Here is a 20,729-nt window from a genome sequence, read left to right on the forward strand (position 1 = left end):
AGAGACTCATGAATGCAAGATTTCAGTATTTGTCGGGTGTGCTTTCGCTCCTGTTCACTGGCGCAGGATCCGTCTTCGCCGATCCAGGCTGTCTTCCGACGATTTCAAGCATGAATTTCAACGTTGTCGATGGAGTATCCGCAGAGGCCATCCCAAACGGCCAGTGGCGGCTCTCGGGGACGCTCGACGTCACCTTCAGTGGCCGAATAGCGCCCCATGAAAACACCTCGGTACAGGTCTTCGGGGCCGGTGTCGAGGCCTTGGAAGGCAGATTCGATTCTGTGAAACTTCCCGAGAATTGGCTCTGCGATACGGTCTATGACGACGCAGCCCACACCCTCACACTCGGCAACTTTCACCCCGACCGGGCTCCCGCCTTCCCCACGGCGGAGGGCTTCGGCAAGTATGCCATCGGCGGCCGCGGCGGGCGGGTGATTGAAGTCACCAACCTCAACGACAGCGGGCTGGGCAGCTTTCGTGCGGCCTGCGAGGCGGAGGGACCGCGCACGGTCGTGTTTCGCGTGTCGGGCACCATTGCGCTGGAGTCGGAACTGGAAATCGAGCACCCCTACATCACCATCGCGGGCCAGACCGCGCCGGGCGACGGCATCTGCGTGAAGAACTATCAGGTGAAGGTGGAGGCGGACCATGTGATCATCCGCTACATGCGCTTTCGTCCGGGCGACGAGCGGGGTGTGGAGCAGGACACATTCAGTGGCGAGGGCGATCACATCGTTATTGATCACTGCTCGGTGAGCTGGGGCGTGGACGAGACCCTGTCCTTCAACAAAGCATCCAACCTCAGCGTTCAGTGGTGCCTCGTGAGCGAAAGTCTCTATCGCTCGGTTCATAAGAAGGGCGACCACGGCTACGGCGGACTCTGGGGCGGCCCCGGCGGCTCCTTTCACCACAATGCGCTTGTACATCACAGCAGCCGCAATCCCCGCGCGTCGGGCAACAAGGAATCGGGGCTGCTGGACTTTCGCAACAACGTGGTTTACAACTGGGGTTTTAATAGCGCCTACGGCGGGGAATTGTGGCCGCGCAACTGGGTAAACAACTACTACAAGCCCGGTCCCGCCACGCGCGACAGTGTGAAGCGGCGGATATTCCTGCAAAAGGCCAAAGAGGGAAAAATGTACCTCGCCGGCACCCACATGGATGGCTATCCCGAGGTGACCGCCGACAACTGGGGCAAGGGCGTGGACTATGCGGAAGACGGCGAGGCGACAGAGGCAACCTTGCGCGTGGACAGCGAGTTTATCGTCGCGCCGGTCACGACCGATACGGCGGAGGTGGCTTTCGAGCGCGTGCTGGCCGGCGTGGGTGCGTCGCTCGTGCGCGATTCGGTGGACACCCGGATTATCGAGGAAATACGCACGGGCACCGCGAAGTACGGCAAAAGCTTCGAGGGCGGCGGCAACGGCATCATCGATTCCCAGAAGGATGTGGGCGGCTGGCCGGAACTGAAATCCGAACCTGCGCCTGAAGATGGCGACCACGACGGGATGCCGGATACCTGGGAGAAAGACAAGGGCTTGAATCCGGCGGATGGGGCCGATGGCAACGCCGACCGCGACGGCGACGGCTACACCAATCTGGAAGAGTATTTGAACTCGTTGGCGCCGTGAGATACCTGGCCTTTAGTCGTACACTCGGACTTTCCGAGATTGACCGAAGGTGGGTCAAGCTTCCAGCTTGACGCACAGCCTGCTTCAATCGCCGACGTGTCCATTGATTCGTTCACGCTCCTGGAGTCTCATATACATACAGCCGTGCCTTTTTGGGCGATACGTGTGCCTTTCGTCAAGCTGGAAGCTTAACCCACCTTCCGCGCCGCGCGATTTTTTGGAGGGCTTCACAGGATTCCAGTGACCCGGGCTGAGCGACTTGTTGGTTTGCGCGCGCATCGAGTTTCGAGTCTGAATGGGGCCGTCGAGTTTCCGACGGACTGCGGAGTGAACGCCACCTCGGGCACACGAACCGGCGTTGCCGGATCGCGTGGCACAACGCAAGGAGGCCAATGGGGTGTGAGATGAACGGCCTTCACCAACGTCTCTTCACCCACAAACTCCGTCGCAAGCTCCTCCGTGTGTGGGTCTCGGACGCGCCGTGGCGGGTGTCACCCGTGGAAAACCTTACTGCTCCTCCTGAAATGCAGAAAGCCCCGCGGGCACTGGCCTGCGGGGCTTGTTCATTCAGTGGCCTGTGAAACGCTACACCAGCTTCTCCAGCTCATCCACCAGTGTTGCAAAGCGCGCCATGGCGGCATCCACCGGGGCGGGCGTGGTGAGATCCACGCCGGCATCCTTCAGCAGATCCAGCGGATATTTCGAACCGCCGCTCTGGAGGAAGCGCAGGTAGCGGTCGCGCTCTTTCTCGCCGCCGTTGGTGACCATTTCGGACAGCGCGATGGCCGCCGAGAGGCCCGTGGCGTATTTGTAGACGTAGAAGGAATTGTAAAAGTGGGGGATGCGAAGCCCCTCCAGTTCCAGCGCCGCGTCAATGGTGAAACCGGGGCCGAAGTAGAGATCGAGCAGTCCACGGTACTGGCTGCGGAACGTGTCCAGGGTCAGGGGCTCGCCCGCTTCGGCGATGGCGTGGATGATGCGCTCGTACTCGGCAAACATCGTCTGGCGGATGATCGTGCCGCGGATCTCTTCGATCTCCTTGTTAATCAGCCGCGCCTTTTCCGCCTTCGTTTTCGCGAGGCGGGAGAGGTGCTTGCCGAGCAACTGTTCATTGAAGGTGGAGGCCACCTCCGCCACGAAAATCGTGTAGTGGCTGTAGTGGTAAGGCTGATGCTTCGCGCTGTAGTGGGTGTGCATGGAGTGGCCCGCTTCGTGGGCCAGCGTGTACATGCTGTCGATGACGTCCGGCTTGTAGTTCATCATGATGTAGGGCGGCGTTCCGTAGGCGCCATAGGAGAAAGCACCGCTCCGCTTGCCCTGGTTTTCGTAGCGGTCCACCCAGCGTCCGTCCAGCAGGCCCTTGCGCATGAACTCCACATAGCCTTCACCCAGGGGCGCGAGCGCATCGCAGATATGACCCACGGCTTCGCCATAGGGAATCTCCACCTTCGGCGATTTCACGATGGGCACATAGGTGTCGTAGGCGCGCAGGTCTTTGATCTTCAGTACGCGCTTACGCAGGTCCATATAGCGATAGACGGTGGGCAGATTCGCATGGACCGTGTCCAGGAGGCGATCGTAAACCGCAAGGGGCACCTTGTCTGAGAAAAGCTCGGACTCCACGACCGACGGGTAGTTGCGCACCTTGGACTGGTACACGTCCTGCTTCACACTCGCGCTCAGGGTCGCGGCCAGGGTGTGGCCGTGGTCTTCATATTCCTTGTAGAACTTGGTGAAGGCTTCCTTGCGCACGGAGCGCTTGGGCGATTCCAGCAGGCTGCGAAAGGAACCCTGCGTCAACTCCACTTCCACGCCTGATTCATCCAACACCGTGCCGAACTTCATATCCGCGTCATTGAGCTGCTCAAAGATGTTCGAGGCCGAGCCTGCGACTTCGCCCTGCATCGCCAGGAGCCGCTCTTCCTTTTCAGAGAGGATGTGGGGCCGGTAGCGGGTCAATTTTTCGAGCTGGAATTTATAGTCCTTCAACAGGGGGCTCTTGATGAACTCGTTCATCTTCGCCTTGGGGATAGCCTGCATCTCCGGCGCGATAAAGCTGGATGCCTCTCCCGCTTGCGTGGCGAGGTACATGTAGCGCCCCACCATGCCCTGGTAGGCGCTGTTGGCCACATCTTCCGTGCTTTTCAAGAAGGCGTAGACGCCGAGGCGCTCCGCCAGCTTGCCGAACTCGGCCTCAAACTCGCAGCAGGCCAGGATGTTCTTCGCCGACTTGCCCAGCTTCCCGCGAAAGGTCGCGAAGGTGGGTATCATCTTTTCGAGCTTCTTGTAGCTCTTATCCCACGCCGCATCGTTCGGAAAGATCAGGGTCAGGTCCCAGGTGTCTTCCAGTTTCACGTCACTGCGGGGCGGTATCATTTTCTTTTTAGCCATGAGGGGTCCCTTAGGTTGGAGCCGCAATTGGGAAGGGCATAGTATAGCAATTGACAGTTGACAATGGACAATTGATAACGGGGGGACACCTTCCATTTCCCAATGGCGCCGGTAAGTCCTATTCGACGGATAGGACTGATAGGACGGATCGGGTCAGCCAATTTCGTCGTATCAGACGAATCCGTCGGATGGCCCACTTCTTTGTTCATTGTCCATTGTTCATTGTCAATTGCCCGACGCTTGCGCTACAATTCCACGCTCTGCCCCTTCCCCACAAATCACCACAGGACTTGAATTCAGCATGGAAAACACCGACTACCGGGCGCTGATGGCCCGCTTCGACGATATCAATGTATTGGCCGTGGGCGACATTTACCTGGACGAAAACGTCTCTGGTCGGGTGGTGGAGGTCAGTCTTGAAGCGCCCATTCCGGTGTTCGAGGTGCTGAAGCGCAAATACAACCCCGGCGCGGCGGGCAATGCGGCGTGCAACGCCTCCACGTTGGGCGGCAAGGTCACCATGCTGGGCGTCATTGGCGATGACGTGAACGCGGGCATTGTGAAGCGTGAATTTGAAGTGCGCGGGGTAAACACGGATCACATCGTGGTGGATCCGACCCGCGCCACGAGCACCTACGGCAAGCTCCGCGCCGGCGGCCACAACACGCCGACCCAGGAAATTCTTCGCACCGATACCCCCAAGCCCACGCTTATCACGGGCGATGTGGAGGCGCAGGTGGTGGCGAAGATCTACGAGCTGGCCCCGAAAATGAACGCCATCCTTCTCGGCGATCAAGCCGTTTCCACCATTACCGACAAGGTGCTGGCCGCCATCGTCGAGTGCGCGAAGAAATACAACCTGGTGACCGTGGCCGACTCCCGCGCCCGGGCCGGGTTCTTTAATGGTATCGATATTGTCGTGCCGAACGACGCGGAGGCCGGGCGCGCGGCGGGCATCGAAGTGACGGACGCCGACAGCCTCATGAAGGCGGGCAAGTTCCTGCTGAACTCCGCCACAAATGCCTTCGTAACCCGCGGGCCCCACGGCATCGAAATTTTCGCGGCCGACGGCACCGTGGAGAATGTGGCCATCCGCCCGGTGAAGGCGGTGGACGTGACCGGCGCGGGCGACACCGTGGCCGCCATGGTGGTGCTGGCCCGTGCGGCGGGCGCGAGCCTGCGCGACGCGGCCTTCCTGGGCAATATCGCGGCGGGCATCGCCGTGGAGCAGGAGGGGGTAGTCACCGTCAGCCGCGCGGAAGTGGACGACGTACTCTATGGCCAGCAGGGTCCGGCCAAGCTGAAGACCGTGCAGCAGCTCCGTCCGATCATGGACAAGCTCAAGGCCGAAGGAAAGAAGGTCGTCTGGACCAACGGCTGCTTTGATATTCTCCACGTGGGCCATATCACCTACCTCATCGCCGCGCGCCGCGAGGGCGACGCTCTTGTCGTTGGACTCAACACCGACAAGTCGGTGCAGGAAAACAAGGGGCCGGGTCGGCCCGTGGTGAACGAGCGTGATCGCGCGACCGTGCTGTCTGCCCTGGAATGCGTGGACTACATTGTGCTCTTCGACGACAAGACGCCCATGCCCCTGCTCGAAGCACTGGAGCCGGATGTTTACGCCAAGGGCGGTGACTACACCATCGATACGATCGTGCAGGAAGAGCGCCGGCTCGTGGAAGGGTATGGCGGAAGTATCGCGATCATCCCCGGCGTTGAAGGACAGAGCACGACGAGTATAATTGAGCGAATTGCGGAGGAGAATAAGTAGGAAAAACGGAACTGAACCGCAAATTTACGCAAATTTACGCAAATTATTTCTGCGACGTCGAATTATTCGCGTCAGAGCGTGGTCACGATCTAAAGTTGATGCCTGTAATACATCCTTCCGTTCGACATGAGTGTTTCTGACAGGGCCTGCGCACAGGCGATACGAAACAGACTTGAAGCGAGGGTTTGATATGGGAGAGGAGCGGAACGGGGCGAACGACTGGGTCGAGAACGACCTCGTTTACCAGATCATTGGTGCTGCCATGGCCGTGAGTACGGGCGTCAAGCATGGCCTGCGAGAAAAAACATACGAGCGGGCCCTTATAGTGGAGTTGCAGCACCGGGGATTGAGGTGCGCAACTCAGCAACCTTATCCAGTCTACTACCGGGGTGAAAAGATCGACGACTACATTCCAGACCTTGTAGTCGAAGGGCGGGTAATCGTTGAGACTAAGGTCGCCGAGAAGATAATTGACGATCACATAGGGCAGGTTCTCAACTACCTCAAAATCAGCGGGTTGGAAGTGGGCATAATACTTAATTTTCGCTACGCCAGCCTACAGCACAAGAAGGTAGTCTATCAGCCCAACCGGCAACGTTGACTAATGCGAAGTGCAGAGCGCCCGAGTTTCATGCTATTCAAATTTGCGTTAATTTGCGAAAATTTGCGGTTCCTCCCTCTTTCCCCTTCCCCTCCCCATTGGCACGGGCGTCTTTCGCGTGTTAAGCTGTTCTCACCGAAGCAGTTCACCGCGTCCCCATTTGCTATTCCGAATTCACTATTCACCATTCCCCGGAGGGGCTGATGCATCCGCACAACGGCGCCGAGACGACCCAGGGCGATCTTGCTCCGCCGGTGGTGCTGGAGGGCGTGGTGAAGCGCATTGTGTTTGAAAGCCCGGAGTCGGGCTTTCTGGTGGGGCGACTTGATGTGGCGACCGAACCGGATCCCGTCACGTTTGTGGGGAATCTCCTGGCGGTTTCGGAGGGGGAGACCGTTCGGCTCACGGGGCGCTGGATCAACGATAAGAAGTTCGGACCCCAGTTAAAAGTCGAGAAGTTCGAGGGCGTCGTGCCCTCCACCATCGATGGCATTGAGAAGTATCTCGCCTCGGGCCTGATCGAGGGCATCGGTCCCACCTATGCGAAACGGCTGGTCGCGGCCTTTGGCGTGGAGACCCTGCGCATTATCGACGAAGAGCCCCACCGCCTTCAGAAGGTGCCGGGCATCGGGAAGAAGCGGGCCGCGCAGATCCGCGAGGGCTGGGCCTCCCAGCGGGCCGTCCAATCCATCATGATTTTCCTTCAGGGCCACGGCATCACGCCGTCGCAGGCGGTGAAGATCTATCAGGTCTATGGCGACGGCGCCATGGCCATTCTCCGGAGCAATCCCTACCGCCTCGCGGAGGACATCTCGGGTATTTCTTTCAAAGGCGCGGACAAGATCGCGGTCTCCCTGGGCATTGCGAAAGATTCCGAGGCGCGGCTGGAAGCGGGCGTGGCCCACGTGCTCCAGCAGGCCACGGTCTTTGGACACCTGTATCTGCCCGCCGACCAGCTCGTGGAGGATAGTGTGGCGCTGCTGGATATTGCGCGCGAACCCGTGGGGGCAGCCTTGGCGCGCGTCGTGGCGTCGGGCAAAATCGTGCGCGATCAGGAGGCCTGCTACACGCCGAAGAATTACGAAGCGGAATCCGGTGCGACGGAATACCTCAAGCGACTCATCAGCACGCCCTCCGAGAGTATTGAAATCCTGAATATGGACAATGCCCTGAAGTGGGCGCAGAAGAAATTGAAGATCGAACTGGCCGAGGAGCAGCAGGAGGCCATCCGCACTGGACTCGCGTCCAAAGTCATGGTGATCACCGGTGGCCCCGGGACCGGCAAGACGACGGTGATCAACAGTCTGCTGGCGATACTCGATAAGAAGAACGTTTCCTATCAGCTCGCCGCGCCCACGGGCCGCGCGGCCAAGCGCGTGGAAGAGGCAACCGGTCGCGAGGCCCGCACCATCCACCGCCTGCTGGAATTCAGTCCGAAATTCGGCGGCTTCACGCGCTGCGAGACGGACCCGATCCTCACCGACCTGATTATCATCGACGAAGCGTCCATGCTGGACATGCAGTTGATGTATTCGCTGGTAAAGGCCATTCCGCCCTTCTCGCGTCTGATTCTCGTGGGCGATATCGACCAGCTCCCCTCCGTGGGTGCGGGAAACGTGCTGATGGATATCATCGCAAGCCAGGTGGTGCCGGTGGTCACGCTGAAGACCATCTTTCGCCAGGCGGAGCAGAGCGGCATCGTGGTCAACGCCCACCGGATTAATACGGGCCAGCATCCCCAGTTCAACACGGAGGATTTCTTCATCATCGACCGTCCCCAGCCCGAGCGCGCGCTGGAGACTATCGTGGAGATCGTCACCGAGCGCCTGCCGAAGAAGTTCGGGCTCGATCCCATTCGAGATATTCAGGTACTCAGCCCCATGCGGCGCGGCGAGACGGGCATGGTCCGGGTGAACGAAGCCCTTCAGGCGGCCTTGAACCCCAACGGCAAGCCCATCGCCAAGCGGGACCTTCGCGATGGCGACAAAGTTATGCAACTGCGGAACAACTACGAGCTGGACGTGTACAACGGCGACGTAGGGGTGATATCGCGTGTGGATGAGGTGGCACTGGAGGTGGAGGTGGCGTATGACGAGCAGCGCCGGGTGCTCTATGGCTTCGACGAACTCGACGATCTCGGCCTGGCCTACGCCATGACGGTGCACAAATCGCAGGGCAGCGAATACCCCGCCGTGGTGATTCCCATGCTCGGCCAGCACTACATGATGCTCCAGCGCAATGTGCTCTACACGGCGATCACGCGGGGGAAGAAGATTGTGGTGATTGTAGGCGAGGAGAAGGCGATCGCCATGGCCGTGCGGAACAGCCAGATCACGCGGCGGAACACGCTGCTGGCGGAAAGGTTGAGGAATCGAAGGTAGGGCAGTAGAAATGTCGGCCGCCGCCGCGCGAGATGGCTGTAGCCTTTGGTGGTGCTGAGGGCTAGTTGTTAAACCGGCGATCACTATATAGAATAGGCCAGATTCAATTGAGGAAGAACGACATGAATGATTTTGAATGTTTTCGTCAATCTTGGCTCGAAGAAGTGCAAGCGGGCACTCCGTCGACGGTAGAATTAGGGCGACGCTTTGCCCTTAAACTTGTGACCCAGTGGCTGGACACCTCCGATGTCACCGCCGACTTTACTTATTGCGATGGGTCATCTGATGGCGGGATTGATATAGCCCTTCTTGACACCGGGCCGGAGGTCGTCTCCGATGATGATGGCGTTTCCGGTCATACATGGTACCTTGTTCAAAGTAAGTACGGCGCTGCGTTTGCCGGTGCCAACACTCTTTTGACTGAGGGCCAGAAAGTCATCGATACGCTCGACGGGAATCGTCCTAAGCTGAATTCGCTGGCTGAAGGACTACTTGAACGTATAAACAATTTCCGTTTGGGCGCATCCGTGGCCGACAAGATAGTTCTCGTTTTCGCAACGGAGGTTGGTCTTACGGTTCAAGAGAAGCAAGTGCTCGCTGATATACGTGCTATGGGCGCGGCACGGATTGGTGCCTTGTTTGATGTCGAATCTGTTTCAATAGAGACTATTTATGCCAGACTGCAAGAGGCGGAGGCGGCAGTAAACGACAATAGGTTGATTGTCGAGCTAGATGCTCAGCTTGTACATTCTGGTTCGGATCTGCTTGTTGGGTCAATTGGGCTTGTGAATCTATACCAGTTCCTCAAGCGCTATCGTGACCAGACGGGTGACTTGGACCGGATTTACGAGAAGAATGTCCGTCGATTTCTCGGCGGGCGCGGCAAGGTCAACAAGGCGATGCAAAGTACTTTGCGCGATGCGCCGGAGCGGTTCGGCCTATACAATAACGGGATTACGATTGTTGTTCACAGCTTCAGTAAAGAGGATGGCCATGTGGCGCTTGCGGAGCCCTATATCGTAAACGGTTGTCAGACCACTCGTACGATTTGGGAGGTTTTTCACAATCGGCTAAACTCTGGCGGAACTGGCGTAAACCCTGAGACCGAAGCATGGAAAGAGAAGGCAGCACATGGCGTGGTTGTGGCCAAGATTGTAAAAGTTGGAGATAGCGGTGAGACGTTACTTCAGGCCATCACCCGCTTCACGAACAGTCAGAATGCTATTCGCGAAAAAGACTTCCTTGCGCTGACGAACGATTTCAAGACTTGGCAATCGCAAATGGCGTCGCGCTACGATCTTTATCTGGAAATACAGCGTGGTGGTTGGGATTCTCAGAAAGCGCTTCAGAATACAAACTCATCGACCAAGCAGTTTACGAAGCACGCGAATGCTGCAGACTTGGTGAAATTGTATGGTGCGGGTTGGCTAGGCGAGGCTGGGATGGCGTTCGGCAAGAATCCACCATTTCTACCCGATGGGTCTGTTTTCAAGAGGATTGTAAACGAAACTGAATCTGATGGTGGGCCATTTGGGGCGGTGGATCTTTATGCGGCGTACCTATTACAAGAATCTATCGGGGCTATGGGCTTCGGGCGAGGTGCAGTTAAGCAGTCGCGTCGGCAAACGCGGTTTCTCTTTCTGATGGTAGTGATAGACTTGTTTCGCGATGTGCTATCACGTTCTAACAAGTCGTTGGACCATCGCACAATCTCTTCCGCGTTGGTGAAGGTAATGGAGGATGGCGATGCTCGAGTTGCCTTGCTTGAAAGGGCTGCCGAGGTTATCGATGGGTACTTTACACAAGGCTCGGATGACAGCGTTTTTGGCGAGCCAGCCTATTTAAACTCTTTCAACGCCGACCTAAACGCGTTCCTTAAATGGGAGAAGTTAGGCAAATCAGAGAACGATACGCCCCGGTTGAAGAGTGCTCTAGCGATCAATAAGGCGGTGATGGGAAAGCAGATCAATGGTGTTTCAGAGCGACAGACGATCGAAGCTGCTTTTATGGGGATATAGTGGCTGAATGACCATACGCCCCAATTCAAGAAGTTAGGAACTACCGCGAGTTTTGAAATCCGGTTTATTTTGCGCCACCCCGTCTCGCCAGAGTAGAATCTTCAATTGGCGTGCACCTTCGCAGACCTCAAGTAGCAGAGAGCCGGGAAAACGTTACCCATGACCACCTCGAAGTTCCGTTTGACGCCCCTCACGTGCAGTTTTCTTGCGGGCCTTTCCCTTGCCGTCCCGTCTTTCGCCGACCCGGTGCAGTTTTTTGAGAACGAAGTCCGGCCCATTCTGGCCGAGAACTGCTTTGCCTGTCATGGCGCGGAGAAGCAGAAGGGCGACCTTCGCCTGGATTCCGCCGCCGCCATGCTTCAGGGCGCGTCGCGCGGCCCCGTGGTGAAGGCGGGCGATCCGGCCAGCCTGCTTTTTACGGTGCTCGGCTATACCGGCGACGTCAAGATGCCGCCGGACGGCAAGTTGCCCGACGAGAAGATCGCCGTGCTCCAAAAGTGGGTGGCTGATGGGGCGGTATGGCCGGACTACGGCGATGCCGCGAAGACAGCGGCCAAGCCCGCCGGAATCGACGTGGAAGCCGGGCGCAAGCATTGGGCCTACCAACCCATCTCGAAGCCCGCATCGCCCTCGGTGGCCAATGCAACCTGGGCGAAGACGGGGATCGATGATTTCATTCTCCAGCGCATCGAAGGCGCGGGGCTTCAGCCATCGGCTGCGGCCGATAAGCGTACGCTGATTCGTCGCGCCACGTATGATCTTACCGGCCTTCCGCCCACACCGGAGGAAGTACGCGCTTTTCTGGACGACGAATCACCCGAGGCCTACGACAGGCTCATCGAGCGCCTCCTCGCTTCGCCTCAATACGGAGAGCGCTGGGGACGGCACTGGCTCGATGTCGTGCGCTACACGGATTCCTTCGATTCCCGGGCCAGCGCCGCCACGGATCCGGTCGAGGTCTGGCGCTATCGCGACTGGGTGGTGAATTCGGTCAATGCCGATATGCCCTACGATCAGTTTCTCCGTTACCAGATCGCCGGGGATCTCATTCCCGGGCCGGACGGCGGATTTAATCGTGATGGTCTCGTGGCCACGGCGATGCTGGCCATCGGCAACTGGCCCCAGGGCGATGCCGACAAGGAAAAAATGGTCTCGGATATCGTGGACGATCAGATCGATGTGGTCTCCCGCGGATTGCTGGGGACCACGCTGGCCTGCGCCCGCTGCCACGACCACAAGTTTGATCCTTTTACGACTCAGGACTATTACGCCCTGGCGGGTATCTTTTACAGCACCAGCATTCTGCCGGGGCCGGGCGCCAAGACCGAAGGATCGCCGATTCTGCATATCCCGATGGCGTCCAAGGAAGAGATCGCCCAGCGCGCGGCGGACCAGCAGCAGGCCGAGGCCCTCCGTGCCGAGCGGGCGACGCTGGTGCGCGAGGCCCAGGTGCAATGGGTGAAACAGGAATCGACTCGCGCCGCCGACTACCTCCTCGCCGCGTCGGGCGCGCCGGGGGTGGACCCCGCCAATTTGAATTCTCAGGTGGTCGAGCGCTGGACACGTTTCCTGAATCAGACGGGTTTCTCGCTGATGAATCGCGTCACTCCCGGCATCCATGGCAAGGCCGGGCTCCTTGGTCGCGTCGGCATGGAGGACATGCCCGCCGCCGCCGCCAATACCAGCGACGAGGAAATGAAGTACCTCTCTATCACGCAGCCGGCGAAGTCGCTCATTGTTCATCCCGCGCCGGTTACGCCGGTTGAAGTGGCGTGGCGCAGTCCCGAGGCCATCAGCGGCACGGTTACGGCGCGCGTGGCCGATGCCGATGCTTCCTGCGGCGATGGTGTTGCCTGGAAGCTCATCAGCCGCCGGAGCGGTCAGGACACGATCCTGCGCGAGGGCATGGTGGCAAATGGCGGAACGGCCAATGTGGCGCTGGATGCACCCTATGATTTCAACATCGGCGATTTCCTTATTCTCCGCGTCGAACCGGCCATGGGGCATGCCTGCGACAGCACGGTGGTGGATTTGACCATCGCCCCCGCCAATGGCCCGGCGTGGAATCTGTCCAGCGAGGTCGTTCCCCAGTTTGCCCTGGGCAATCCCTGGCCTGACGGGGCGGGGCGTCCCGATGTATGGTGGCTTGCCGAGACCCGCGCAGGGTTGACACCCGATTCGATCTTGTTCGCCCCGTGGAACACGGCGAAGGCCGAAGTCGCGACCGGCGCCCGGCCGGCGGAGGCGCTGCGCGACGCGGCCCGCCTGGTGCAGGCGGCGGCATTGCAACCCGCCGAGGGCGCCATGGCGGAGTACCTGGCGAAATTCCTGGGTGAAGCCGGGCCCTTCTGGATCGAGGCGCCTCCCCAACCACAGCATCCCCGACTGGCGGAGATTGACCAGACCCTGGGCCCTATCGAAGCGCGCCTGGCAAAGCCCATCGAACTCGCCGTGGGTATTCAGGAGGGCGGCGTGCCCGGCACGCCCTATGAGGGTATCCGCGATGTAAAGGTTCACAAGCGCGGCAGCTATGCCAATCTGGGCGACGTCGTACCCCGGCGCATGCCGGTGGTGCTCGCGGGCGAATCCCAGCCGCCCGTGGGCGCAGGCAGTGGTCGCCTGGAGCTGGCCGACTGGGTGGCCAGCAAGAGCAATCCCCTCGCCGCTCGGGTGATGGCCAATCGCGTCTGGATGCTTCATTTCGGCCAGGGACTGGTGCGCACGCCGGGCGACTTCGGCAAGCAGGGCCAGCCCCCGACACACCCCGAACTGCTGGACTATCTCGCCAGCGAGTTCATCGAATCCGGCTGGAGTCTGAAGCACCTTCACCGCGTGATGATGGGATCGGCCACCTATCAGCAGGCCTCAGGCGGCAACGCCCTCTCGGCGACACAAGATCCCGACAATCAGTTCCTTGCCCGCATGAACCGGCGCAAGATTGAGGCGGAGGCAGTGCGCGACAGCCTCCTCGCGGCTTCTGGACGTCTGGACCTGACCATGGGCGGCATGGCGGTTACCGACATTGCCACCCCGCGGCGCACCCTCTATTTGCGGACCGTTCGTTCGAACCTGAATACTTTTACAACCCTCTTCGACGGTGCCGACCCAACGTCGGTCGTGCCCCGTCGCAACGAATCGCTGGTGTCGCCCCAGGCGCTGTTCATGCTCAACAATCCCTTTGTCCTGGGGGAAGCCGAGACCCTGGCCGCGAAGTACGCGGGGGCGGCGGAGGCCCGCGCCGTCATTGCGGAGTTGTACGAGAAGATATATGGTCGGCCCGTGACGGAGCAGGAACTTGAGGAGGGGCTGGCATTGCTGAGCGAGTTGGGCTATCCCGAGGGCGGGGCGCTGGCGGCGTATGTGCATGTGTTGTTCAGCAGCAATGAGTTCATGTTTGTGGATTGAGTGGACGTGGTGGCCGTGGTGGACCGCCGGCGGGATGAGCCAGGTTGGCCGGTTATTGATTGTTTCGCCTTCGCTCCGAACGCACGCGGTAAAGTCGCTCGGTGAAGCCGCCTTGTTCTTCAAAAGCTCGCGCTTGTGCTGCGATCTGGCGATTGAGCAGGCCGCACGCGACATTGATCAAAACCAGCGCGGCGTTGGCCGAGATTTCCGCGTTGGCCCGCGGGGGCTCCAGCGAAGTATAGAGCGCGGCGTGTTCTTTGCGATGGTCCACGACCCAAAGCGCGACATCATCGGCGGTGGTGCAGCGTCGCGCGACGAGCTCAGCGCGACGTGGGTCGTCCCCAGGCCAGAGTGCGAGGCTTCGGTGACGCAAAAAGTCCTCGTAGTCTTTCCGCAGCTCTTCCAGGCTTGACCGCGCCACGTTGGTCAGTTTCAGTTCGGTTTTCTTCGATGTACCGGAGGCCTGACTGCCCTCGACGATGTTTTGGACCCCGCTACGCGCCGCTTGAACCATCTGATCATGGGTGCGGCTCCGGCGATCAATATAGCGGTCGCAAAACCGCACCGTAACATCGTATGCGAGTTGAGCGACCTGAAAACTCTTGAGCTTTCGGTACCCGCCGTGTTTAGGGAGTAGGGGTTCGTGCTCGGACATGGATTGCCCCCGTGTTGGTGGAGTTGACTGGAGATCAGGCTACACCCGTCGGAAGAATTTGGCAAGGAATATTTTGGACGAAATGGACAGGGTGGACAGGGTGGACAGGGTGGACAGGGTGGACAGGGTGGACTTGGTCCACTTGGTCCACTTGGTCCACTTGGTCCACTTGCCGAATGAGCCCGATTTCGCTATAATCCAGACCTACCGTTCGATAGGACGGCAGCCCCGCGTCCACTCCAACCCACGAGGCCACCATGAAACGACTCACCCACCGCATCTTTTTCTCCTTCGCCCTGGCCCTCTTTGCGGCCACTGTTCGGGCCACGCCGCTGGACGACTATGTCAGCAAGCCCGATCCCGCGTTCAAGTATTCGTTGGATGAGGCGGCGAGCACGTCGAGCGCGATGCACGACGCGAAGGTCTATCATCTGGTTTCTCAGGAGTGGCTTACGAGTAAGGACGTGGACCGTACGCTTTGGGAACACTGGGTGACGGTGGTGGTTCCGAAAGAGCGCAAGTTCAAGCCGGCCATGGTGGTGATCAGCGGCGGCGGCAATGGCGGGGAAGCCCCGAAAGTGAATCCGGCGCTGGTGCAGATCGCGCTGACCACGGGTTCCATCGTGATGGAGGTCAAGCAAATCCCCAACCAGCCCTTGAACTTTACGGAAGAGACGATGGAGCAATACAAGGATGGCCGCAAGGAAGATGCGCTCATCACCTATGGCTGGGACAAGTTTTTGAAGGGGGGAAGGGCCGAGTGGCTGGCGCGCCTTCCCATGACCAAGGCGGTGGTGCGCGCGATGGATATGGTTCAGGCCGAGATGCCCGATGTGGAGAAGTTTTTCGTGCTGGGCGCATCCAAGCGGGGTTGGACCACGTGGACCACGGCGGCGGTGGACAAGCGGGTGATCGGTATTGCGCCGGCGGTGATCGACGTGCTCAATTTTGTGCCCTCGGTGGAGAACCACTTTAACGCCTACGGATTCTACGCGCCGGCGGTGAGCGAGTATGTGGAGATGGAAATCATGAGCCGGGTGCGCACGCCGGAGATGAAGGCGCTGCTGGATATTGTGGAGCCCTACAGCTATCGTGATCGCCTGACCATGCCGAAGTACATCATCAATTCGGCGGGCGATCAGTTTTTCACGCCGGACTCGTGGAAGTTTTACTTCAATGACCTGGTGGGCGAGAAGCACCTGCGCTACATGCCCAATACGGATCATGGCCTGAGCATTGAGGCCTATATGAACGCGGCCTCGTTCTACAACGCGCTGCTGGCCGATACGCCCCGCCCGGAATATACGTGGAAGATGGAGGCCGACGGCGCGCTGGAGATGACCTGCACGACCGCACCGGAGAAGGTGCTGCTGTGGCAGGCCCACAACCCGAAAGCCCGGGACTTCCGCCTGGAAGAAATCGGCAAGGCGTGGACGAGCACGCCCCTGGAGGGCAAAGACGGCGTGTACCGCGCGCTGCCGGAGATTAAGGACGGCTACACGGCCTTTCTGATTGAAGCCACTTTCAAGAATCCCGGATTTCCCATGCCGTTTGTGTTCACCACGGGCGTGAGCATTCTGCCGGACACCTACCCCGGGAAGAAATAGACTGTCAGACCGATTGGACCGATCAGACTGATCTGATCGGTCCGATCTGTCTGATCGGTCTGATGCCCTGCGCGAAAACTGGAAATGATTTTTCACCCGCGCTTCGGTGTACAATAGCGGCGACTACCAAGGAGCCGCAGACGATGTACCCAGAGAGCCCGAATCGCCTTTCCCGCCGCCAGGTCCTTTCCCGCTTTGCCAGCGGCTTTGGCATGCTGGGCCTGGCCACGATGCTGCCCAATCAGGCTGGGGCCGGCTCGGCGCTGAATCCCCTGGCGGTGCAGCCCGCCCACATCCCCGCCCGGGCGAAAAACGTCATTTTCCTGTTCATGTCCGGTGGGCCGTCCCACGTGGACCTTTTCGATCCCAAGCCCCGGTTGCTGGAGGAGATGGGAAAGCCCCTGCCCTTCGAGAAGCCCAAGCTGGAGCGGACGAAGACCGGCAATCTGCTGGGCTCGCCGTGGACCTTCAAGCGCCACGGTCAGAGCGGCATGGAATTCAGCGAACTCCTGCCCAATCTGGCCACGTGCGCCGACGATATGTGCGTCATTCGCTCCATGGTGGCGGACAATATCAACCATAACGGCGCCTGCCTTCAGATGAACACGGGCGAGCAGACCTTCAGCCGTCCCAGTCTGGGATCGTGGCTTCTGTACGGCCTGGGCAGCGAAAACCAGAACCTGCCGGGCTTTGTGGTACTCAGTCCCGCGCAGCCGGCCCAGGGCGCGCCCCTGTGGGGTTCCAGCTTCCTGCCCGCCGCCTACCAGGGTACGCTGGTGGCCGATATGGATAACCCCATCGCCAATCTGGCCAACCAGCGCTTCGACGGCGGCGTCCAGCGGAAGCAACTCGACATGCTGGCAAAATTGAATACCCAGCATCAGGCCCAGCGCGAAGAGGACAGCCGGTTGAGCGCGCGTATCGCCTCCTTCGAGTTGGCGTATCGCATGCAGACGGAGGCCCCGGAGGCTTTTGACATCAAAGGTGAAACCGAGGCCACCCGGCGCCTGTACGGCATGGACGAGCCCGTGACCGAGATTTTTGGCAAGCAGTGCCTGCTCGCCCGACGCCTGGTGGAGCGGGGGGTGCGCTGTGTACAGGTCTATCACACCCAGACGGCCAAGCGATCCAGTTGCCAGCTTTGGGACCAGCACGGCGGACTCAAGGAAGAGCTTCCCGCCAACTGCGCCGCCACGGACAAGCCCATGGCGGGGCTGCTGAAGGATTTGAAGTCGCGGGGCCTGCTGGATGAGACCCTGGTGCTCTGGGGCGGCGAGTTTGGTCGTACGCCGACGGCCGAGGGCACCAATGGCCGCGAGCACCATCCCTTCGGCTTTACCATGTGGATGGCTGGCGGGGGCATTCGGGGCGGTCTGACCCACGGCGCGACCGATGAGTACGGCTGGCACGCGGTCGAGGACCGGGTCCATGTCCACGATCTGCACGCGACGATCCTGCATCAGATGGGCATACACCATGAGCAACTCACCTACCGCTATTCGGGCCGGGACTACCGTTTGACGGACGTACACGGTAACGTAGTTAAGTCCATACTCGTCTGAGTTTTGTTCATTTGGGGCGCGCCTCCTGTGCCTGGGACCGCAGGGGGCGTATGGGGGCGGGAGTTTTTCTTGATTTGGGGCGCAAGTGTATCGTTTTCTGGTACACCCATCCGCCATTCGCTTTCATCTGGGATGTCCGCGTGCATCGCCGGGAGGGCGCTTCCGGGCCCAGTGCCTTTGTGAGAATCTCATGCGAAATACATGTGAGGTTCTCGCAATGCCTTTAAATGGGCCGAAATACCTGTTGACTTTTACGGGTATTCGTGCAATTATAGTTCCGAGGCTGTTAAGAATTTGTTGTTACAGCCGCCAATTCGCATTCTGGAGAGAGCGCGGTCCAGGTACGTAGCGGGTCCGCGTGGTACAGTGCGTCTGTGCCACTCCAATGCTGAGGAGCTGCGGGAGAAATGCCTATGGATTGATTGCAGTACGAAAGACGGTCTATGGCGCCGCACGCTGGCGAGATTCCTCATTAAATCCAACATCATATACGCTGCGTCTCGTCTCCCCGCGCGGGCTTGCCATCCATTCCATTCCACCATTCAGTGTTATTGAACTTATTTTAGACGAACAACAAGGATTCAGGGCTATGAAATCTATTGGCCAAAATAAGAAGCGTTCGGGCTTCACGCTCATCGAGCTGCTGGTGGTTATCGCCATCATCGGTATCCTTGCCGCGATTCTGCTTCCGGCGCTGGCGCGCGCCCGCGAAGCGGCCCGCCGCGCTAGCTGCCAGAACAACCTCAAGCAGTGGGGTCTGGTGTGCAAAATGTTTGCAAACGAGTCAAAAGGTGAGCGCTGGCCGTATTCCGGCATCGACGTTGGTGGTAATGTAAGTGAAGCCAGTATCGGTCTAAAGCGCATGAACCAGTACATAGGGTGGTGGCAAGTTTATCCTGAGTATCTTACGGACATGAGTCTCCTTTGCCCGTCGGCTGGGCGCTACACCCTGTTTCAGCAGACCGACTTGGCCGACGCGAACAACGTGATGACCGCTTGCGATGATAGTTTCGTTACCAAAGGTGGTGGCGTCGACAGTGAAAGCCCCTGCTTTGGTATCACCTCCCCTGTGGCGGACGGTCGCAACTACGACCAGTGCGATGTGACCCCGGATCTGTGTGCTGTACAGCCCCACGTTGACAGGGCTATAACCGGCGGTGCTTACACCGATGTGCGCGCTTACCGGTACTACAACTATCTGATTCCCCCGTCGGTTATGAACGGATCGCTGGATGACTTTTACGCGGTAGCCAGTACGTTCCGGACTGGTGTGATCGCGGCGAATCACATGAATGGGTTGAATGTCGGTGCGGAAACAGCGACACTTTGGAAGAATAAGGCTGGCGGTCAAACCTTTACTCTTCCTTCTGGCAAGACTTACACACAACTCTTGGTGCGCGAAGGTATTGAGAGGTTTCTGATCACCGACATTAACAATTCGGGTGCTTCGGCCGGTGCACAGTCGAGCACCGTTGTTATGCTCGACGAGTCTCGCGCCTACTCTGGAGTGAGCGGTGGCGGGCTTGACAGTTCGAATCGTTTCAACCACGTTCCGGGCGGAATGAATATTCTGTTCATGGATGGGCACGTAGAGTTTGGCAAATTGCGGACGAGCGGCTTGTGGCCGGTGAATGAGTTCGCGTTCCGGATCCCCACATGGGGCAGTGGTTTGGACTTCCCTTGAGCCGCTATCGGTTGAGGTCACCGCACGGGTGTCCTTGGAAATCGGGTGACTTGAATATCAAATTATGAACCACCGGGGTGCCGGAGCTTGAGGCTCCGGCACCCTGATGATCAGATTGGAATTCGTAGTACGGTGTGAGCACAGGTACTCCCACACGAGGTCAGTAAGTTGGCTGACGAGGTCTTTGGTGCGAGAGTGCTTCTAGGTTCCAAGTGGCCACGCTAGAGCATTACGCGAACTTTCCGAGTAAGAAGCCCGAAGTCAGCCGGGCTTGTACTCGGCTTTCGCGGTCGAAGGTATTTTGTGGAGATTTTTTGAGATGTTGTTTCTGTTTGGTTCGCGCGGGGTAGGGAGGTTTGTGCTTGTAGCGTTGACGCTATATTTGGCAAGTTCGTGTTCAAGCTCGGTGGACAGTGTTGACCCACCTGTTGATGAGTCCACACTCCTTCCGGAGCAATTGGTCTTTCGCTACATTATCCAGGGGGAAGACTCGAAGCTCGATTCGTTGCTCAAATCTAGTCCAGAATTAGTGAGTATACGCGAAGACAATACCAACTACAATACCCCCTTACATGTTGCAGCAATTATCGGTGACTGGAGTGTGGTAAAGGTCTTGATCGAGAATGGCGCTGATCCATACTTGGAAAACATTAACGGTGAAATACCGGCGGAATCTGCCTTGCAGTCATCCGGAGATTTGGAGTTGAGTCGCTATCTACGAGCGCTCCCATCCCCTTCCCAGTAGAGTTACTGAGACGGTGCTGAGGCCTGTAGAGTTTTTTTCAGGGGTGGTGTTAAATGGTTTCTGCAAGTATTGTCCACTTGGGCAGGAGTTGACATTTTTTGTTTTTGTTTGCGGCAGGCTCCCAATGCGGCAGAGTTTTCTGTACTAGTGTGGTGTGTTTATTTTACTCCCTGCCGTCCAGATCAAGATACCGCTTGCTCTCGCACAGCCAGGTCTCCTGACGCTCCATCAAGTGCGCGCCTATCAGACGGTCGCAGGACGCTTCGTTGGGAAAG

The 20,729-nt window shown here is 58.8% G+C and carries 12 protein-coding genes; 10 read left to right on the forward strand and 2 right to left on the reverse strand.

The features are described 5' to 3' along the window. The first annotated feature begins 410 nt into the window (after positions 1 to 410). Complete coding sequence (locus JNK74_21980; protein MBL7648855.1) at positions 411 to 1,631, forward strand: pectate lyase; 1,221 nt, start codon at positions 411 to 413, stop codon at positions 1,629 to 1,631. Between the two features lie 585 nt (positions 1,632 to 2,216). On the opposite strand, the gene pepF is transcribed toward JNK74_21980, so the two are convergent. Then, positions 2,217 to 4,022, reverse strand: coding sequence for an oligoendopeptidase F (gene pepF / locus JNK74_21985; protein MBL7648856.1), 1,806 nt, complete (start codon positions 4,020 to 4,022; stop codon positions 2,217 to 2,219). Positions 4,023 to 4,323: 301 nt separating this feature from the next. On the opposite strand from pepF, the gene rfaE2 reads away from it, so the two are divergent. The 5 genes from rfaE2 to JNK74_22010 all read left to right on the forward strand — a co-directional run bounded on the left by rfaE2 (position 4,324) and on the right by JNK74_22010 (position 14,201). Further along, entirely contained in the window at positions 4,324 to 5,796 is a 1,473-nt protein-coding gene (rfaE2, locus tag JNK74_21990; protein MBL7648857.1) for a D-glycero-beta-D-manno-heptose 1-phosphate adenylyltransferase, read from the forward strand. Between the two features lie 190 nt (positions 5,797 to 5,986). Continuing rightward, a complete protein-coding gene (locus tag JNK74_21995) occupies positions 5,987 to 6,397 on the forward strand; it encodes a GxxExxY protein (protein MBL7648858.1) in 411 nt (136 codons plus the stop codon). Positions 6,398 to 6,600: 203 nt separating this feature from the next. Further along, the gene (locus JNK74_22000) at positions 6,601 to 8,778 is read left to right on the forward strand and encodes an ATP-dependent RecD-like DNA helicase (protein MBL7648859.1); all 2,178 of its coding nucleotides are present in this window, start codon (positions 6,601 to 6,603) and stop codon (positions 8,776 to 8,778) included. A 122-nt stretch (positions 8,779 to 8,900) separates the two neighbouring features. Then, positions 8,901 to 10,796: an AIPR family protein gene (locus JNK74_22005; GenBank protein ID MBL7648860.1), complete on the forward strand. Its 1,896-nt coding sequence runs from the start codon at positions 8,901 to 8,903 to the stop codon at positions 10,794 to 10,796. A gap of 159 nt (positions 10,797 to 10,955) precedes the next feature. Beyond that, positions 10,956 to 14,201 carry a PSD1 domain-containing protein gene (locus tag JNK74_22010; protein MBL7648861.1) on the forward strand — a complete coding sequence of 1,082 codons (3,246 nt, stop codon included), beginning with the start codon at positions 10,956 to 10,958 and terminating at the stop codon, positions 14,199 to 14,201. Between the two features lie 52 nt (positions 14,202 to 14,253). On the opposite strand, the gene JNK74_22015 is transcribed toward JNK74_22010, so the two are convergent. After that, the gene (locus tag JNK74_22015) at positions 14,254 to 14,856 is read right to left on the reverse strand and encodes a four helix bundle protein (GenBank protein ID MBL7648862.1); all 603 of its coding nucleotides are present in this window, start codon (positions 14,854 to 14,856) and stop codon (positions 14,254 to 14,256) included. 257 nt (positions 14,857 to 15,113) lie between these two features. On the opposite strand from JNK74_22015, the gene JNK74_22020 reads away from it, so the two are divergent. The 4 genes from JNK74_22020 (at position 15,114) to JNK74_22035 (ending at position 20,454) form a co-directional block, all read left to right on the forward strand. Continuing rightward, positions 15,114 to 16,463 carry a PhoPQ-activated pathogenicity-related family protein gene (locus JNK74_22020; protein MBL7648863.1) on the forward strand — a complete coding sequence of 450 codons (1,350 nt, stop codon included), beginning with the start codon at positions 15,114 to 15,116 and terminating at the stop codon, positions 16,461 to 16,463. Between the two features lie 143 nt (positions 16,464 to 16,606). Next, on the forward strand, positions 16,607 to 18,025 hold the full coding sequence (locus JNK74_22025; GenBank protein ID MBL7648864.1) for a DUF1501 domain-containing protein: 1,419 nt from the start codon (positions 16,607 to 16,609) through the stop codon (positions 18,023 to 18,025). Positions 18,026 to 18,614: 589 nt separating this feature from the next. Further along, positions 18,615 to 19,709 carry a DUF1559 domain-containing protein gene (locus tag JNK74_22030; protein ID MBL7648865.1) on the forward strand — a complete coding sequence of 365 codons (1,095 nt, stop codon included), beginning with the start codon at positions 18,615 to 18,617 and terminating at the stop codon, positions 19,707 to 19,709. A 319-nt stretch (positions 19,710 to 20,028) separates the two neighbouring features. Beyond that, positions 20,029 to 20,454 carry a hypothetical protein gene (locus JNK74_22035; GenBank protein MBL7648866.1) on the forward strand — a complete coding sequence of 142 codons (426 nt, stop codon included), beginning with the start codon at positions 20,029 to 20,031 and terminating at the stop codon, positions 20,452 to 20,454. Positions 20,455 to 20,729 lie beyond the last annotated feature (275 nt).

It is taken from the genome of Candidatus Hydrogenedentota bacterium, from assembly GCA_016791475.1.
In the GTDB taxonomy this organism is placed as follows: Bacteria; Hydrogenedentota; Hydrogenedentia; order Hydrogenedentales; family JAEUWI01; genus JAEUWI01.

Excerpts from the sequence above, each read along its gene's own strand:
- JNK74_22005 (MBL7648860.1), top strand. The coding sequence starts at position 8,901 with ATGAATGATTTTGAATGTTTTCGTCAATCTTGGCTCGAAGAAGTGCAA.
- rfaE2 (MBL7648857.1), top strand. The coding sequence starts at position 4,324 with ATGGAAAACACCGACTACCGGGCGCTGATGGCCCGCTTCGACGATATC.
- JNK74_21995 (MBL7648858.1), top strand. The coding sequence starts at position 5,987 with ATGGGAGAGGAGCGGAACGGGGCGAACGACTGGGTCGAGAACGACCTC.
- JNK74_22015 (MBL7648862.1), bottom strand. The coding sequence starts at position 14,856 with ATGTCCGAGCACGAACCCCTACTCCCTAAACACGGCGGGTACCGAAAG.
- JNK74_22000 (MBL7648859.1), top strand. The coding sequence starts at position 6,601 with ATGCATCCGCACAACGGCGCCGAGACGACCCAGGGCGATCTTGCTCCG.
- JNK74_22025 (MBL7648864.1), top strand. The coding sequence starts at position 16,607 with ATGTACCCAGAGAGCCCGAATCGCCTTTCCCGCCGCCAGGTCCTTTCC.
- JNK74_22020 (MBL7648863.1), top strand. The coding sequence starts at position 15,114 with ATGAAACGACTCACCCACCGCATCTTTTTCTCCTTCGCCCTGGCCCTC.
- pepF (MBL7648856.1), bottom strand. The coding sequence starts at position 4,022 with ATGGCTAAAAAGAAAATGATACCGCCCCGCAGTGACGTGAAACTGGAA.
- JNK74_22030 (MBL7648865.1), top strand. The coding sequence starts at position 18,615 with ATGAAATCTATTGGCCAAAATAAGAAGCGTTCGGGCTTCACGCTCATC.
- JNK74_22010 (MBL7648861.1), top strand. The coding sequence starts at position 10,956 with ATGACCACCTCGAAGTTCCGTTTGACGCCCCTCACGTGCAGTTTTCTT.
- JNK74_22035 (MBL7648866.1), top strand. The coding sequence starts at position 20,029 with ATGTTGTTTCTGTTTGGTTCGCGCGGGGTAGGGAGGTTTGTGCTTGTA.